Here is a 16,978-nt window from a genome sequence, read left to right on the forward strand (position 1 = left end):
GTCATACCTGACCGTTCATGGGGATGGTCACGAGGATCCGGGTGCCGTCGCCGACCGAGCTGGTGACGGTGAGCTCGCCGCCGAATTCGGCGAGTCGTCTGCGCATGCCGTTCAGACCGAAGCCGTGCGACTCCGCGACCACGAATCCGCTTCCGTCGTCGGTGATCTCCAACTCGATGCTCTGAGGGTGCTGTGCCAGGACGACGCCCACTTCGGAGGCCGACGCGTGCTTGCGGACGTTGGCCAGGGACTCCTGGGTACACCGCAGAAGTGCGATTCGGGTCGGCTGGTCGCACTCGGCGTCCGTCAGTTCCGCCAGTTCCGCCGTGACGGTGAGCCCGGTGTCCTCGGTGAACCGGTCCAGGGTCCGGCGGAGTGTCGTGGCGACCGATCCGCCGGCCACGCCGCTACGGGGCGCGGCACCGACCAGGACCCGGGCCTCCGCGAGGTTCTCCCGGGCGGTCTGCTCGATGGACTGGAGCTGCTGGGCACTTCGGTCGGGGTCGGCACCGAGCCCGGAGCGGGCGGCCTCGGCGAGCACGATGATGGAGGCGAACCCCTGGGCGAGCGTGTCATGGATCTCCCGGGCGAGGCGTTCGCGTTCCTCCGCCGCGCCCTGGCGCTGGTACACCTCGGACAGTTCCAGTTGGGTTCTCTTCAACTCCTCGCGCAGCTGGGCGCGTTCGTCACGCAGGTCCAGCGCCTTGGGCGTCAGCACCGCGATCAGCACGCCCACCGCGTACACGCCGAGGGACGAGATGGTGTTGGTGGTGAGGACGTCGGCGCCCCAGCCTTCCCTCAAGGTGCCGCCGACGGTGATCGCCAGGGCGCCGAACCCGCTGTAGATGATCGCGGACCGAAGGCTGTTCACGAAGATGACGAACTGCGCCAGCGTCACGGTGTACAGCACCCCGAAGCCGTCCCCGAGGTAGGAGAGGCCGCCCAGCTCGAGGATCAGCACGCACAGATAGCCGTACGGGCTCAGTACCGGGTTGTCGGGGAAGGCGCGCACGAGCGCGTAGCAGAGAGCGAGCACGGCCAGCAGCGTCAGCAGCCCGTACTTGGTAGCGGCAGGAGTGCCGCTCACGAGTGTGAGCAGGCCTATGAGGGCGATGAGCGCCCAGGACAGACCCTCCCACCAGTGGAGCGCCCAGATCCAGAACGGGTCGCCGCGCTGCGGTCGTTGAAGCATGTCCGTCAGATTGCGTTCTGGAGCGGGCGGGTGGTGTGGGCGGCATTCGCTGCCCGCGGCGAGGGGCGCAGGGGCCACCAGGCACGTTCCCCGAGAAGCAGCAGGATCGACGGCAGAATCATCATCCGGATGACCACCGCATCCAGCAGCACCGCGACGCCCAGGCAGAAGCCCATCTGCTTCATCTCGGTGAGGTGCAGGAAGACGAAGGCGGCGAACACCGTGACCATCACCGTCGCCGCGCTGGTCACCACCTTCGCCGACCGGCCGATGCCGTCCAGCACTGCGGCGCGGGCCGTCATTCCGCACTCCATGGCCTCCTTGATGCGGCTGACCACGAACACCTGGTAGTCCATCGACAGGCCGAAGAGGATCACGAAGAGGAAGAGCGGTACGCGCGATGCGATCGCGTCGAGGGAGTCGAAGCCCAGCAGGCCCTCGGCCCAGGTACCTTGGAAGACCGCGACCAGTGCTCCGAGTGCGGCGGCCGCGGACAGCAGGTTGAGGACGACGCCGATCAGGCCGATCACCACCGATCGGAAGGCCACCACGGTCATCGCGAAGGTCAGCAGCAGGAAGCCGATGACGAGCGGCAGTTTGCTGTTCTCGTGCTCCACATAGTCCTGGCCGCGGGCCACATCGCCGCTGACTGCCGTCTCCACACCGGGCAGCTTGCCTACGGTGTCGGGCAGATACTTCTCACGGAGGTGGTCCAGTAACGCGATCGCCCGGTCGGAGGGCGCCGGGTAGGGCACGGCCAGCTCAAGGACACTGATCCGCCCGTCGGCCGAGGTGTGTACCGCCGGCTCGGCGTTCCGGGCGAACAGCGGATCCGTCCGGGCCCGCCGGCCCAGTTCCACCAGAGCCTGCTTCACCTCTCCGGCACGGTCCGGGGTGGATCGGGCGACGACCTCGTGCTTGACGAGAAGTCCGGGGAACTTCGCGGTCAGCCGGTCGTACACCTGCATGGCCGGGATGGAACGCGAGAACGTGTCCTTGCCCGGGTCGATGAGCTTCAGGCCGAGCGCCGGCGCGGCCACACTGAGCATGACCAGTACGGATCCGCACAGGGTGATCGCGGGATGCCGCTGTGCGGGCCGCATCAGGGCGCCGAACACCCGCCCGTTCTCGGGCTCGGCCTGCTTCTCGGCCACCGCTTTGCCCCGGCGCGCCCGCCGGGCGGCCTTCTTGGCGGCACGGCGTTCCGTACGATGACCGATCTTCACCAGCAGTGCGGGAAGCACGGTGAGAGAGCTGACCATGGCAACCGCCACGACCAGAATGGTGCCTGTCGCCAGCGAGGAGAAGATGACGTCGGTGGCGAGATAGAGGGTGGCGGTGGAGACGATCACCGCGACCGGAGACCACGATGGCCCGGCCCGCTGTTGCCGCCGCGAGCTCCACCAGTGCTTCGGGAGCGAGCCGGCCGTCGGCGCGGGCCCGTTCCTCGCGCTCGCGCTTGAGGTAGAAGAGCGTGTAGTCGACGCCCACTGCCAGACCGACGAGCAGGATCATGTTGGTCCCGACCCCGGGGTCGGGGAGGAAGTGGGAGGCCTGCATGGCCAGGCCCAGTGCGGCGGCGATCGAGGAGAGCGCCAGCAGCAGCGGCACACCGGCCATGACCACCGAACCGAAGACGAGCAGCAGGATGACGAGCGTGACCGGCAGAGTGATGCGTTCCGACAGGGCGAGGTCTTCACCACGCTGGTCGTTGACGCCCTTGCTGATGGCGGGCGATCCGGTCTCCTCCACGACGAGGCCCGGATGGTCGGCAGCCACCTCCGCCGTCTGGCCGAGGAGCGGAACAACATTCTTCTTGCCATCCAGCTCCGGGCCCTTGAGGACCACCGTGACGCGCAGAGTCGTGCCGTCCTCGGAGCGGACCGGGGCCGCCACACTGTCGACCTCGGGCAACTCGGCCATCCGGCCTGTGAGGTCGCGGACCGCGGAAGCGGCCGCCGCCGTGTCCAGTGGGCCGGACCGGGAGGAAATCATCACGTGCTCGGTGGGCCGGCGCTGCAGCCCGCCTTCAGTCGCCATCGATTCGGCGTGCCCCGCCTCCCCCACCCAGAAGTCTTCGGTGGTGGCCGCGTTGCTGCCGACGGCCATCCCGAAGCCGAGACACAGAATGACGAAGACGAACCAACCGGTGATCGCGCACCACGGATGCCTGGCGCTCCAACGAGCCATACCTACGGGGCGATTGAGGTCTCTCATGCCTCAAATGCTGGTCCGCAGGACCAATCCTCCGGCACCCCCTACCGGTTGAACCACACGTCCACCGGTCGGTGGACACAGGGACCTCGTCAGACGGCCCTGCGGCCGCCGAGGTCCAGGTGGACCGAGGTGCGTCACCTCACCGCGGGTCGGCCAACTGCGTACGCAGGGCCGCGGCGACGGACTCCAGAACCTCGATGGGGCGCAGCAAGTCCCTATATCCGATCGGAGGCATGCGTGTACGGGCCATCTCCAGGAACGCTTCGAGACCCGGCACGCAGTAGTGGGCGTCGAGGGTGAGAGTCTGTTCGACCACGGTGTCCTGAGTGAGCGCCATTCCGTGGAAGGGGATCTGGTACGTGTCGTTCGGCTTGACGAAGTTCACGAGGACACGGGTGCCGCCCGCGGTGAATGACACGGTGACTGTGGAGTCGGTGGTGTCCGTGCGTACGTCGGAGATCACACCGGGGGCGAGCCGGAGAGCTACGTCCACCGGGTGGATGCCATAGAAGAAGATCCCGCCGTACTCGCCGTCGGGATCGGCAGGTCCGGACGTGACGACGACATGCGGTTGCCCGCCCCGCGCAGTCCGGGCCACCAGCGCGTCGGTGTCGGGAATCCAGCGGAGCGCCGAGGATGACGTGAGCGGCGCGTCATGGGCGAGCGCGGTGTCGATCATGGCCTGAGCGTCCTCGACGGTGCAGGCCAGCGGCTTGTCGACGAATACCGGAAGCCCCTCGGCCAGGAATGGGGTCGCCTGGTCGCGGTGGTGCGCGCCGTGCCGGTCCGCGACGATGACGGCGTCCACCAGTCCGAGCAGGCCGGTGGGCTCGTCGACGATCTTTTCTATCCCTCCGGTGGACGCGAGCGTGTCGTTGCGCCGGCTGTGCCCGCCGCTGAGAGCCACGACGCGGGCGTCGCCGCCCGCCTCGTGGACGTTGAGGTGGCCGATGATGTGGTCGACATGAGTGCTCTCGGTGCCAACGATCCCGATACGCATCAGGAGAGGCTACCTTCACGGTGACAGGCAGGTTGAGCGCACTCCCCGGCCACAGGGAGGGCAGCCCCTGGTGCTGTCGCTTCGTGGAGCGCCCCACGAAGGGGCCGCGCTGCGCCGGCGGAGCAGAGCTGCCGGCCCGACGGCCGCGACCGTACAGCCGCGCCGGACGTCAGTTGAGGGCGGCTGCCAGGACGGCGGCTGCATTGGCGATCAAAGGGTCGTCCGCCTCGGAGTCGGCATCATGCTTGGTGGCCAGAACAGCCATCACGATCGGCCCTTGGCCGGGCGGCCAGACGATGCCCACGTCGTTCGTGGTGCCGTAGCTGCCGGTGCCGGTCTTGTCGCCGACGGACCAGTCCTCGTGGAGGCCGGCGCGCAGGCGTTTGCCGCCGGTCGTATTGGCCAGCAGCCACCCGGTCAACCTCTTCCGGTCCCCCGCCTCCAGCGCGTCCCCGAGCACGAGCTGGGCGTAGGTCTTCCCAATGGCGCGAGGGCTGGTGGTGTCGGTCACACGCCCCGGTTCCGCCGAGTTCAGCTCCGGCTCCCAGCGGTCGAGCCGGGTCACCGAGTCTCCGATGGACCGGCAGAAGCGAGTGACGGACGTCGGTCCGCAGAGCTTTTCCATCAGAAGGTTCGCTGCAGTGTTGTCGCTGTACGAGATGGCCGCTCCGCACAGATCCTCAACCGTCATCCCATGCGCAAGGTTCTCGGGCAGACCGGTCACCGGCGCGCCTCCCGACCTCTTGATGTCCTGCTTCGTGTAGTGAATGACTTTCGTAAGAAACGTCCCGTCATGGTCGAGGTCCCTAAGGACGGCCCCGACGGCTAGCGTCTTGAACGTCGAACACATGGGGAAGCGCTCTTCCTCCCGGTGGAGGACGCTCCTGCCCGTCACCGTGTTCCACCCGAACACCCCCAGCCGAGCGGCATGCTCCTGTTCGAGGTCGCGCAACTTCCGCACCGCCTCGCTCCCCGGGCCGAAGGTCTCTGCGGCCGATGACATGGGAACAGCGGCCAGCGCCGCCCCCAGGCCACCGGCGAGCACGGCACGGCGTGACGCACCCCTGCTTGATTTCAAGATCTCCTGCCTTCCTGCTCGTGCGGTCGTACTGCCTGCATACGACGCTTCCGACAGCCCACCGGTTGCATCACCAAGCAAGCAGGCCCCGTCCAGACCCTGTTCCCGTACGGCTGCCGCCACCCCGCAAATGGCCCTCCGTGGCGGATCAGAGGTATACCTGCCCCGTTCCTCGATGGGTGCCGTTGCGACGTCACGATGTCACCTGCGGGATGGGCGGCTCCTGGGAGACGATGGATCCCGGTCTGCGTGATCCCCCGCGCCCGGTTCCGGCGCACCCGCACAGGCCGGGGTCCGTCAGACCCGGCCCGCGCTCAGCCAGCCGAGCAGGTCATCCGTCATCAGGTCGCCGTCCGCTTCGACGTCCTCGTCGATCGCGCCCAGATCGAGACGGTACACACGGGTGCGGTCGCGGCCGTGGCGGCGCATGAACAGTCCGCCGCCCCCGCTGTCGTCGCCGACCAGCACCCAGTCGGGCGCGTACCTGGGAACCTCGAAGGTCTCGTTGCGTTTCAACCGCATCAACGAGGCACTCGTTCGAGCTGTCGCTGCCTCGGCACTGCATCGTTCGGCGCCGCTGTGCGGCGTCGCGCCGGCCGCCTCTGCGGTACGCGTACGCCGCGAAAGGCACCTCGATGAACTGCACACGGCGGCGCTGGCCGGCTCCCTGAAGTCCGTCTGTGGTAGTCGTGTCCGACGTCCGTCGCGACTCGCTTTCGAGGCCACCGATCTACTCGAAGAGCGCCTCGGCAGCCGCCGGCAAAGCACGTCGGTGTTCGGCATGCTCCCGCACCCTGCCCGGTCCCCGGGCATCCCGTCGCAGGAATGTCCTGCTTCACGTGGGCAGGGTCGAATTCAGAACGGCTGATGTGCACGCGGCGCGTCACGAACTCACTCGTCCCCCTTGCAGGCGGGGTACGGCGTGGGTTCGGCGACCCACCCCGCGGCAAGGATGAGCCGTGACGTGCGGTGGACCGTCAGGAACCCGAACGGCCGGTCGAACGAGGCTTCGATGCGTCTGGTCAGATACCGCGGTGCGGGCGGCACCCCGCCCGCGACCACCCCGAAGGCGGAAAGAGAGGCTGCCTCGAATCCTGCCGCGTCGAAGACGGCCACCGCTGACTGCCGTGCCGACCCGACTGCCAGCGGAGCCCCACTGATCCCGGGGAAGTGCCCGTGGCTCGGGTCCGTGGCGGCCGAAAGCCCGAACAGTGCGGGCTGTCGCAGCAGATCATGGTCCCCGCCGAGGGAGAAGGGACTGGTTCGCACAGCCAGCGTCGGCTCGGGTACGAGGTTCCGCTCGGTCCGCACCTCCAGGCCCGGCCCCGGGTCACCCACGGGCAGGAGATCACCGGGCACGGTCCGGTACCGGCCGGTCAGCGCCTCGGCGCCGGCGCTCAGCACCGCACCGGACGGCGTGCCCTGGTCACCGAGCAGCAGATGGATGTCGACACCTGTATCACCGAGGACCTTGAGCACGGTCAGCCGCCCCGCCGCCGTCTCGACGACACCCACCCGGTCGAGCAGCGATGTCTCGCGCGCGAGCCCGATCAGATGCCGCCCTGCCCAGGGCCCCTTCCCCGGAGCCATCTCGCTCTCCCTGAAGGGTTGCAACCATCGCGTACGTACGGCCTGCGCCGCGGCGAGCACCAGTTCGGTGCCTTCGTCGAGCGGTACCGGCATCGACCGGATCAGCCCGTCCGTGCGGTCCGATGCCCAGGCGTCGAGCGCCTTCCGGTCCGCATCCGCGTCGCCGCTGAACACCCCCAGGGTGTCCGTCGGCAGCCCCGAGGTCCAGGCCCGGTTCAACGGCAAGGTGTGTTTGGTCCACAGCGCGACCGCCGAACGGGCTCCCCGCACGCTTTTCAGCGCGGCCAGCAGGTCGCGCGCGGCCGCGGCGGCGGCGTCCGCTCGCATACCGACCGCTTCCTCCAACTCGCTCCGCGCCGGGCCGTGGGCCGCGTCGGCGAGAAAAGCGAGCAGGGGCCAGACAGACGTTGCAGAGAACACGGTGTCGGACGGGCCGAGCGTGGTCGCCCACCGTGCGGTGAGCCTGTTCACTGCTCGTACGGATTGCGCTGCGAGCTGCATGAAGATATCCCCCTGAGTCGGTGCAGCGGCCATCGGCGAGATGGGTCTCGGCTCCCTGGCCGATGAGGGCCTCGTTGATCTGACGGGTGGTCTGCGCGGCGACCCCGGGGTTGACGGCGGCGTAGGAGGTGTAGGCATTGAGGCCGGTTGCCAAGAACGCCTCCTGCGTCCGGCCCGCTCCGTGCGGCGGGCAGTAGAGGCCATCTGAGTGCGTCGCGGGCTCGCCTGTCGACCGGATTATCGCCACAAGCACGCACGGCCCTGCGAAGAGGCCGGATCCCTGCCTGGGGTGATGCGCTCCTCTCACCGGGAGGACGGACCGGCCGGCTGAGCCCGTTGCGGTTCAAGGGCGTTGAGGACCGCCTCGCGATCACTGAGCGGTGGCGAGTCCGCCGTGCGGCTGGACGGTGACGAGGGCGATCCCCGTGCAGCACACCGCGAGGAGCATCAGTTCGGCGGTCGAGGGCGCGGGCGCGGTGTTCAGTGCCCAGTCGCCGAGGCGCACGGTGAACGGAACGGCCAGCTGCACAGCTGCCGTGAAGACCGGCCCGCGGAGCAGAATGAGCCGGTGTTGTACGAGGTAGGCGGGCGCGTAGACGGCCGCGCCGAGCACCACGATGCCGCCGGTCGCGGCGAGTGTCGGTGGGTGGGCGATCAGGGCGGGCAGGGCCATCGGAAGCAGCAGACAAGTGGCGGCCGCGAGCAGCACGGGCAGAACGGCGAGGGGCGGCAGCCCCGACAGCCGTTCCCGGTACAGGAACCCGTACACCGCGAACGCCACGGTCGCGGCCGCCACCAGCAGCAGCCCCACCCCGTCCAGTTCCCCCACGTCCGCGCCGAGCGCCGCGTATCCGGCCGCTGCCGCGCAGGCCAGAACTGCCCCCGCCGCCTTGCGCGGCCCGGACCTCTCACCGAAGAACACCGCCCCCACCGCCACCGAGGCGCATGGCATCAGCGCGACGACGAGGTTGGTGAGCGAGGTGCCGATGCGCGGGATGGCCAGGAGGGTACCGGCCGCGTAACCGGCGAAGCCGAGCAGGCCCAGCAGCCATACGGTGCTCGGGCGGGCCGCGGCCCGGCGCAGATCGGCCCGGCCACCCGCACTGGACGCGGTGACGACGGTGAGCACCGCGCAGCACACCGCGGTGCGGCCCACAGCGACGATCAGCGGATCGGTTCCGGTGACCAGGGCGCCGGAGAGCAGCCACGTCCCTGCGAGCAGCAGTACGAGGGCGACCGGCACAGTGTGGCCTTTCCGTAGGGGCGCGGGAGGAGGGCAGCGGGGCTCGCAGCCGTACGATCTGCCCTGTCACCCATGGACACCACCCCACCCGGTGGCTGCCACGGCTTTCGTCCGCCACGAAGAGCCGCAGCTCGGACCGCCCATCATGGTGCGCCCGGACGAAGGCGTCCACCGACTTGCTTGCCCTGCGGGAGCCTCACTCCTGCCAGGGGGAATCCAGGATGGTGTCCACGAAGTTGCCCCGCTTGAAGCCGGGTACGTAACGCTCCAGTACATCGGCCTTCACATTGCCGAAAGTGGTGTCCGGCTTGGCTTCGATGCCTTCGGTGAAGGCCCGGAGAATGCGCTGTTTGAAGTCGGGGCGGGGATGGAGGGCAACGATCGACGCGCGGTCCGCGTCGCTGATGTCGGCGTACCCGATGCCGAGCACGTCGTACTCCACCCCCGCGGTCACCAGCGCGACCTCGGGTTCCATGAACTGTGGAATTCCCGGCGTCGTGTGGAGCGCGATCGCCGTCCAGACACGGCGGATGCTGTCCTCGGGCACGCCGTGGCTCTGCAGAAACCTCCGTGCCTCGTCGGCGCTGTCCACCTCGAACCGGCGCCCGCTCCCGCGGAACTCCTCGTTGAGACCCAGGTCATGGAACATGGCTCCGACGTAGAGAAGCTCCGGGTCGAAGCTCAGCCCCTTGTTCTGCCCCTGCAGGCTGCCGAAGAAGTAGACACGGCGGGAATGGTGGTAGATCAGGTCGTCGGTCGCGTCACGCACCAGTTCGGTGGCCGCGGCGGCCAGCTCGGTGTCGGGCACCGTCACTCCGGTGACGGCAGGGAGGTCGGCACTTCTGGGCATGTGAACTCCATTTCTCGTACGACGTTTCGGCTCTTCCTGTCCGATTCTTCAGCCTGCGGCTCTCCCCCGCCCGGTCAGCCATCGGCTGCCTCGTCCCTGTCCGCCGGGGAGAAATGGAGATGGGCCAGGTCGTGCGGGATCGGGCCGTCGGGACGGAACAGGGGCGCGGTCTCCCCCTCGGCGGCCGCGGCCGGAGCGTCCGTGAGGCGAAGACGGGTGCGCAGCCGCCCGTAGAAATCGTGCGGGCCGAGCCTGATGACGCGCAGACGACGCGGGGCCGCGTACACCCCGAGCCAGTCTCCGGCGTCCAGTACGCCGCGCAGCTGGCCATCGATCGTGACCGCGCCCTGTCCCGAGTTGGGCAGGACCCGCACCGCGACCGGTTCGTCCGGCGCGACGACCACTGTGCGGTTGAAGGTCATGTGCGGTGCGACGGGCGTGAAGAGGACGGCGTCCATTCGTGGTGAGACCACCGGACCGCCTGCGGCGAAGCTGTAGGCGGTCGACCCGGTGGGGGTGGCCATGATGACGGCATCGGCCGAGTACGAGGCGAGGAGCCGGCCGCCGATATAGACGCCGAGACTCACCTGCCGGTCGCGGGCGAGCTTCTCCACGACGACGTCGTTGAGGGCCGTGACATCCAGCGCCACGCCCCAGCCCTCCGCCGCGGCCTCCGCCTCCAGGTCGACATGGGGAGGCGGCAGCATCGGACGTCGTCCGTAGCCCATCAGGGCGTCGATGTCCTTGGGCACTTCAAGTACGCGGGAGGTCCTCATCGTCAGCGTCATGCGCTCCTCGACGTCCGCCCGCCCGCGATGGACGGCGTCGAGCGCCCGGACGACGTCCTCGGCCGGCACCTCGGTCAGGAAGCCGACCCGGCCCAGGTCGATCCCGAGGACGGCGGCGTGGTTCTTGGCCGCGATCCTGGCGCCACGCAGAAATGTGCCGTCGCCTCCGAGCGTCACGACGAGATCGGGATTGCCCGCGACATGGGCCTCCTCCCGTCCGCCACGCCGGCGCGCGTCGTCGCGCCACACGTCGATGTCCGTGCACGGAACGGCTTCGCCCGCACACCAGTCGCGTACGACGCGCGCCGCGGCAACGGCCTCGGGACGGCCCTGGTGGACAACGACTCCCACCCGCTCGACACTCATCTCGCTCCGGCTCCCGTATTCCGACGATGTCGCGATGTCCTGGTCCCACCTTGATGGTCCATGGGTGTGCCGGCTTCGTCGCCGGGCCGACAGACCGTTCCCGGTCAGGCGATCGGGCCCCTGGGAGGGCAGCGTGATCTGTCCGCTGCGTGGTCCGTCCACCGCGCGGCACAATGATGGGGAAAGGTTCGCCTGTTCTTCACGCACGGGACGCGGCCGAGTCCACCCGGTGGCTCCTAGGGTTGCGACGCCCCACACCCGTGTGCTCGTCACTTCTGCCCGGAGGACAGTCATGGCCGCAGTCCAGGCGTCCAGGCGCAGCCGACGCTCCCTCACCGCGCCGGCCGGGGCCGTGGCTCTCGTCGCCGCCTCGATCGGCCTCTGGGCCACCACCGGTTCCGCCGCACAGGCTGCCGGTCTCCCGGCTCCCGATCATGTGGTGGTCGTGGTGATGGAGAACCACGCCTACACCCAGGTGATCGGCGCCTCCGGCGCCCCGTACATCAACAACACTCTCAAGGCGGGTGGCGCCGACCTCACCCAGTCCTTCGGGCTGACCCACCCCAGCGAGCCGAACTATTACATGCTGTTCTCCGGCTCCAACCAGGGCCGCAGCGATGACAGTTGCGTGGGCGTCGGTTCCCTGTCCGCGCCCAATCTCGCCTCCGAGCTGATCGCCGCCGGAAAGACCTGGGCCAGCTACAACGAGACGCTGCCCAGCCAGGGTTCGACCGTCTGCAGCAGCGGTGACTACGCCCAGAAGCACAACCCCTGGTTCGGTTTCTCCAATGTGCCGACCAGCACGGCGAGGACCATGACGCAGTTCCCGGCCGACTTCACCGCCCTGCCGAAGGTCTCGTTCGTCGTGCCGAACCTGTGCAACGACATGCACGACTGCTCGGTGTCCACCGGTGACACGTGGATAAAGAACAGGCTTGGCGCCTATGCCGACTGGGCCAAGACCCACAACAGCCTCTTGGTCGTCACGTTCGACGAGGACAACAAGCTGTCGGGGAACCGCATCCCCACCGTCCTCTACGGTCAGCACGTCACCCCCGGCAGCTCCAGCGCTGCCACCTACAACCACTACAACGTGCTCCGCACCCTGGAGGACCTGGCCGGCCTGACGACGCACGCCGGCAACGCGGCCTCGGCGTCCGACATCTCCGGCATCTGGAACTGACATCTGTGTATCTCGCAGACTCCCGCACCGCCGAAGCCGCCGCCCCGGGCACCCGTCCGGGGCGGCGGCCGGCCGCGGTACCCGGCACTGTCATCGTCGACACCCGCACCTGGGCGATCGACGACAACCTGGAGACGTACACCGTCACCAAGGACGGCACACCCTACCGCGCCTCGGACATCAACATCTGGGGTGTCACGTTCGCCGACGACACCCGCTTCTACGCCACCCTGGCGACCCACGGCCGGACCTACCTCGTCCGGGGCGACGTCACCGCCCGCACTCTCACCACCCTGCACGGGAACGTCGAATGCCCTTCGCTCTCGCCGGACGGCACCCGCATCGCCTACAAGAAGCGCGTCCCGGGAGCCTCGCCCGACGCCCCGTGGCGGCTGTATGTGCTCGATCTGCGCCGCATGTCGCAGACCGCGACCGCCGAGCAGCGCACCATCGACGACCAGGCGGTGTGGGCGGACGACTCCACTCTCGTCTACGCCCTCCCCGGCGACTACGGCTCGGACCTGTGGACCGTCCCGGCCGACGGCACCGGTGCGGCCCGTCGGCTGATGACCTCCGCCGTCGCCCCGGCCTGTCCGGGGTGACGGCTCGGCGGGCCGGGCAGAGCGCGGGATACGGGTCGCGAGTCCCGGCCATCCGGTCAGGGCTGTGCGTCCTCCGGAATACTGACGAGCCAGCGGGTCTCCCGGCGGGGCCGCAGATACAGCGCCCAGTAGAGCGTGGCGACCGCCGTGATCCCGCCGGTCCACAGCAGGTACTCGGTCTCCTGCTGGGTCAGGATGTACGCGAGCACGGCGATGAGCAGTACGGGAATCGCAGGCCACAGGGGCATGCGCCAGGCCGGTGCCTCGCGGTGCGTGCCGCGGCGGCAGAGCAGTGCGGCGACCGCGACCAGCAGGTACATGCCGGTGACGGAGACGCCGGTGACGCCGTACAGGGTGTCGAGGTTGACGAAGCAGAGCGCCGCGCCGGGGACGCCGACGACCAGTGTCGCCACCCACGGGGAGCCGAAGCGGCCGAGTCGGGACAGGGCGTTGTTGATCGGCTCGGGCCACGCCTTGTCACGGGCGGAGGCGAACAGGACCCGTGAGTTCTGGATGACCATGACGATGCCCGCGTTGATGATCGCGAGGGCCACGCAGAGGCTGACGAACGTACCGACGGCCGAGTTCGACCAGGCGGCGACCATGGTGTTGAGGTCGCCCGAGGTCAGGGCCTCGAGGTCCGGGGCGCCCAGCGTGATGGCGATGACCGGGACGAGAATGACCGCGGTGGAGATGGCGAGGGTGGCGAGCACGGTGCGGGCCACGTTGCGCCGCGGGTTCTCCAGTTCCTCCGAGAGGTAGACGGCCGTGGAGAAGCCCTGGGTGATGAAGAGAGCGATCGCGAGCCCGGAGACCACCATCATCGCGGTGACGGTGGAGGTCGTGCTGCCCGACGAGGCGACCGACCCGTGCACCAGCGCGGAGGCCCCGCGCTCGGAGTGCGCGAAGCCGAGAACGGCGACGACGCCCGCCGCGATCACTTCGAGGACGAGGAAGATCCCGGTGATCCACGCGTTGGCGCGCAGGTCCAGGAGACCGGCGAGGGTGGCGAGGACCATGACGCCGGCGCCCGCGGCGGGAGCCGGAATGTGCACGACGGGAGCGAGATAGTCGGCCGTCCCCATGGCGATGACTGGGGGCACGATCATCACGACCAGCAGGGAGAGCACGAAGACGAGCCACCCGGCCAGCCGTCCCGCCATGGTCGACACCATGGCGTACTCACCTCCCGCGCTCGGTATGAGGGTGCCCAGCTCCGAGTAACAGAAGGCGACCGCAATACAGAGCAGCGAGCCGATGGCGATCGTGAGGGCGGTGTACGTGCCCAGGCTGGAGAACAGGTCGGGTACGACCACGAAGAGTGTCGAAGCGGGCGTCACGCAGGAGAGCGTGAGCAGCGTCCCGCCCACGACGCCGATGGAACGCTTGAGCTTCTGTGGAGTGGGGCCGGTCGCGGGGGCGAGCGCCTGGGGAGCGCTGAGCGTTTCGGTCATCGTGCGATTCCGATCAAAAGGTGCGGTGTCTGAGCGCGGGAGCGGTATCGCCTCCAGACGAGGACGTGGTGAGTGGTTTCGTCGCTCCCAGCGCGACATGCAATCCTGACGAGTTCCGCAGGTCAAGAGGTGTTCACCTTCGGAATTCGTTGTTTCAGCGAGCAGATCTGACGATTTGACGTTAAGAGTTCGTCATTTTATGGGGATTGGCGGGTGCGGGAACCGCAGCAGGATCCGGTGCAAAGTTTCGCCCATTCCAGATTCCGGAAGGGGGCGGGCGCCCCGGAGCGCCGCGATGCGCGCATGGCCGCGGGTCGCGCGTCCACGGTCTTGATGCCAGCCTGGAGACATGGCTTGGGCGTCATGGACGACTCGCGGTGTTTTCTCCGGGCGTGGCGGCGTGCTCACGGACGAGGTCGGCGTCCTGTCCGGAGACCTGACCGTTCACACGACCTGGGCCGATGACACAGCCCAGGTCACTGTGCAGTACACGGGTGCGATCGACTGGTTCACCATGTCGGGCAGCCCGGTTCCGTGCTGCTCGGAGGACGACAGCCGGCGCCTTCACGAGGCGGTGGTGGAGTCCGTCCGGGAGGGAGCGGGGGCCACGGTTCCGAGCCCTCCGCCACAGAAGCCGGAGCAGCCGACGGAGAGCGCCCAGGAGTGAGGCCTGCGTCGGCGGGCGCGCGCCGGGCGCTGCGGTCCGGATCACCGGGTGGCAGCCCGGTTCAGGCGGTGTGACGGTCCGTGGCGACGGCGAAGGGCTCGCGCCTGCTCCGGCAGGAGGCTGCTGATCTCATACGGGCGTTGGCTCACCCTCCATCTCTTCCGCCAACAGATCGGACGTATAACGGGTTTCCTGGGTGGAACAGATGGCACCCGCAGCCCGCTCGGACACCAGTACAGACGTTGTCCGGCGGTTGAACCGCCCCGCCGGCCGCGCATGAGACCCGGCCGGCGAGCAGGGCACGACTTCGGCTCACAACCTGGTGCGCGCCGACCCTCAAGTCCCGGATCGCTAGGATCTCTTGCGTGAGAAGAGCATTCAGCGGCTGGACAGAGCAAGCGTTCGAGCTGCTTCTGCAGTTGGAGGGCATGCCTTCGCAAGAAGCTCGCGAGAAGCACAGAAAGGACCGGGAGCGTCTCGTACGGCAGCCCATGATCGCGTTGCTGAACGATGTGGCCGACGCGGACCAGGCCTACGAAGACTTCTCCGTCTGGGGGTTCCGCAAGGACCCGTGGTGGTGGCAGCACCAAGTGGCGGCGATCCGGATCGCACGCAACGTCGAGATCGGTCTCCGCTTCGACCTCGACGGGCTCCGGATCAAGGGCGGCTGGACCTACCCGGACCCGGGGCAGGTGCCGTTGTTCCGTACGGCCGTTGCCGCGCAGGGCAGTGGCCCCGGGCTGGTGCGCGCCGTCGAGGCGCTGGGGGCACAGGGGTACGAGATCACCGGCGACACCATGAAGCGCATGCCACGCGGCCATGACGCCGGTCATCCCCGTGCCGACCTGCTCCGGTACCGCTCGGTCTCCGCTGCCCGTCCCCTCGGCGGGGACTGCGCACAGCACACGTCGGCGTTGGTCGACGCCGTGCTCCGAGCGGCGGAGGAGTTGGAACCCCTGCTCTCCTGGCTCGCCGGCCATGTGACCGTTCCCGGTTCCCGCCGGCGCGCCGTCTAGCGTCGCCTCCGCATGCTGTCCACGTGGGTGAGAGTCCGAAAGGCGGTCCCTGACCGGTGGGTGCGGTCCCTTCCGAGGGGCCTGTTCGGCCCCTCGCCACCCGTCGGTACTGAACGGCCATCGGCGCCGCTGTGCGTCAGTAGGCCCCGAACACGTTGTCGATGGAGCCGTACTTGTCGGCGGCGTAGTTGCACGCTGCGGTGATGTTGGCGATCGGGTCGTAGCTGTCCATCGACGTACCGGGCACGTGGTAGGCACGGAACGTCGGGTCGATGATCTGGAGGAGGCCCTTGGACGGCGTGCCCTTGACGGCGTTCGAGTCCCAGTTGTTGATGGCCAGAGGATTACCGGAGGACTCGCGCATGACGTTGCGGTGGATTCCGTCGTAGCTGCCGGGAATTCTGTGCTTGGCCATGACGGCCAGCGACTCCTTGATCCAGCCGTCCAGATCGTTCGTGTACGTCGCAGGCTTCGCGGCCGGTGCGGCAGTGGTGGAAGTCTTGGACTCGGCCTGGGCACCGATTGTCAGCTTCATGCCCGGGCGAATCCCTGCGGGGTTGTCGCCGACGATCTCTCGATTGTCCTCGTACAGCTTCTTCCAGCCACCGCTGAGCGAATGCTCCCGCGCGATCTTGGAAAGGGTATCGCCCGCGATCACAAAATAGACGGTGGGCGCTTCCTTCTGCGCGGTCTTTTCCTTGACGGAGGCGACGGTCGACGCCGCAGCCTTTTCGGCGGTGGCGGACTGCGCCGGCGCGGCCGAGGCGAAGCCGGCACCGACCAGCGGAAGCACGAGAGCGGCTCCGCCCGTGGCCGCGACGATGAGACCGCGGGTCAGCGAAGTGGACTTACGACGACGGTGGTTACCCGTTGCAGGCATAGCGAATTCCTCTCCGTCGCCTACGAGGTGAGCTGTCGGGTTCGGACTGGAGATGTCTGGTCGCACGCAAATGCGGCTTCACCCCGAGCCGTTCCGGATACCGGATCGGCGGCCTACCTGGGTCCCCCGCTCCTGCCATACATGAGTGGTCGGATTGCCGGACGGCGGCAGGATTCGGCGTTCCGTCCGGATTGACGGTGACCGTAGACGAGAAACACCGAAAGGAACAAGGGTCTATTTCTGGATCACAATTCATTTGCAAGATCGAACCGCGGATTTGGCAGTAATCCACCTCACACTGCGAAGCCAAATTTCCCTGCGCAGAAGGGAACCGGGTAGCGCGCCACGGCG

General features: G+C 68.4%; 13 protein-coding genes, 3 pseudogenes and 1 riboswitch. Of the genes and pseudogenes, 4 read left to right on the plus strand and 12 right to left on the minus strand.

Translation table 11 applies throughout. The features are described 5' to 3' along the window. Position 1: 1 nt before the first annotated feature. The 10 genes and pseudogenes from ACZ7IB_RS14535 to ACZ7IB_RS14580 form a co-directional block, all read right to left on the minus strand. Complete coding sequence (locus ACZ7IB_RS14535) at positions 2–1,192, minus strand: sensor histidine kinase (RefSeq protein WP_470912800.1); 1,191 nt, start codon at positions 1,190–1,192, stop codon at positions 2–4. Positions 1,193–1,197: 5 nt separating this feature from the next. Beyond that, positions 1,198–3,382, minus strand: a pseudogene (locus ACZ7IB_RS14540) (MMPL family transporter). Between the two features lie 166 nt (positions 3,383–3,548). After that, the gene (locus tag ACZ7IB_RS14545; protein WP_470912802.1) at positions 3,549–4,409 is read right to left on the minus strand and encodes a Gfo/Idh/MocA family protein; all 861 of its coding nucleotides are present in this window, start codon (positions 4,407–4,409) and stop codon (positions 3,549–3,551) included. 169 nt (positions 4,410–4,578) lie between these two features. Continuing rightward, positions 4,579–5,490, minus strand: coding sequence for a class A beta-lactamase (bla, locus tag ACZ7IB_RS14550; protein ID WP_470912922.1), 912 nt, complete (start codon positions 5,488–5,490; stop codon positions 4,579–4,581). Positions 5,491–5,784: 294 nt separating this feature from the next. Then, the gene (locus tag ACZ7IB_RS14555; protein ID WP_470912804.1) at positions 5,785–6,012 is read right to left on the minus strand and encodes a hypothetical protein; all 228 of its coding nucleotides are present in this window, start codon (positions 6,010–6,012) and stop codon (positions 5,785–5,787) included. A 366-nt stretch (positions 6,013–6,378) separates the two neighbouring features. Then, a complete protein-coding gene (locus ACZ7IB_RS14560; protein ID WP_470912806.1) occupies positions 6,379–7,578 on the minus strand; it encodes a serpin family protein in 1,200 nt (399 codons plus the stop codon). A gap of 58 nt (positions 7,579–7,636) precedes the next feature. After that, a pseudogene (locus ACZ7IB_RS14565) lies at positions 7,637–7,732 on the minus strand (phosphotransferase); the annotation flags it as partial. A 216-nt stretch (positions 7,733–7,948) separates the two neighbouring features. Beyond that, the gene (locus ACZ7IB_RS14570; protein ID WP_470912808.1) at positions 7,949–8,821 is read right to left on the minus strand and encodes a hypothetical protein; all 873 of its coding nucleotides are present in this window, start codon (positions 8,819–8,821) and stop codon (positions 7,949–7,951) included. Between the two features lie 196 nt (positions 8,822–9,017). Beyond that, positions 9,018–9,671, minus strand: a complete 654-nt coding sequence (locus ACZ7IB_RS14575; RefSeq protein ID WP_470912809.1) for an HD domain-containing protein — start codon at positions 9,669–9,671, stop codon at positions 9,018–9,020. Between the two features lie 74 nt (positions 9,672–9,745). Beyond that, on the minus strand, positions 9,746–10,825 hold the full coding sequence (locus ACZ7IB_RS14580; RefSeq protein WP_470912810.1) for an NAD(+)/NADH kinase: 1,080 nt from the start codon (positions 10,823–10,825) through the stop codon (positions 9,746–9,748). A 292-nt stretch (positions 10,826–11,117) separates the two neighbouring features. Here ACZ7IB_RS14580 and ACZ7IB_RS14585 point away from each other — a divergent pair, with 292 nt between their 5' ends. Beyond that, positions 11,118–12,008 (plus strand): alkaline phosphatase family protein, encoded by an 891-nt coding sequence (locus ACZ7IB_RS14585; protein ID WP_470912811.1) that lies wholly within the window; start codon positions 11,118–11,120, stop codon positions 12,006–12,008. An 86-nt stretch (positions 12,009–12,094) separates the two neighbouring features. Further along, positions 12,095–12,610, plus strand: a pseudogene (locus ACZ7IB_RS14590) (TolB family protein); the annotation flags it as partial. A gap of 56 nt (positions 12,611–12,666) precedes the next feature. Here ACZ7IB_RS14590 and ACZ7IB_RS14595 read toward each other — a convergent pair. Continuing rightward, a complete protein-coding gene (locus ACZ7IB_RS14595; protein WP_470912812.1) occupies positions 12,667–14,064 on the minus strand; it encodes an APC family permease in 1,398 nt (465 codons plus the stop codon). 349 nt (positions 14,065–14,413) lie between these two features. Between ACZ7IB_RS14595 and ACZ7IB_RS14600 the strand changes: the two genes are divergently transcribed. Both ACZ7IB_RS14600 and ACZ7IB_RS14605 read left to right on the plus strand, forming a co-directional pair. Further along, positions 14,414–14,731, plus strand: a complete 318-nt coding sequence (locus ACZ7IB_RS14600) for a hypothetical protein (protein WP_470912813.1) — start codon at positions 14,414–14,416, stop codon at positions 14,729–14,731. 365 nt (positions 14,732–15,096) lie between these two features. Further along, positions 15,097–15,747 (plus strand): DUF2461 family protein, encoded by a 651-nt coding sequence (locus tag ACZ7IB_RS14605; protein WP_470912814.1) that lies wholly within the window; start codon positions 15,097–15,099, stop codon positions 15,745–15,747. A gap of 136 nt (positions 15,748–15,883) precedes the next feature. Here ACZ7IB_RS14605 and ACZ7IB_RS14610 read toward each other — a convergent pair whose 3' ends face one another. Next, positions 15,884–16,627, minus strand: a complete 744-nt coding sequence (locus ACZ7IB_RS14610) for a transglycosylase SLT domain-containing protein (RefSeq protein WP_470912815.1) — start codon at positions 16,625–16,627, stop codon at positions 15,884–15,886. A 4-nt stretch (positions 16,628–16,631) separates the two neighbouring features. Continuing rightward, positions 16,632–16,816, minus strand: a riboswitch (cyclic di-AMP (ydaO/yuaA leader). Between the last annotated feature and the right edge of the window lie 162 nt (positions 16,817–16,978).

It is taken from the genome of Streptomyces sp. NPDC037301 (genome assembly GCF_055602785.1).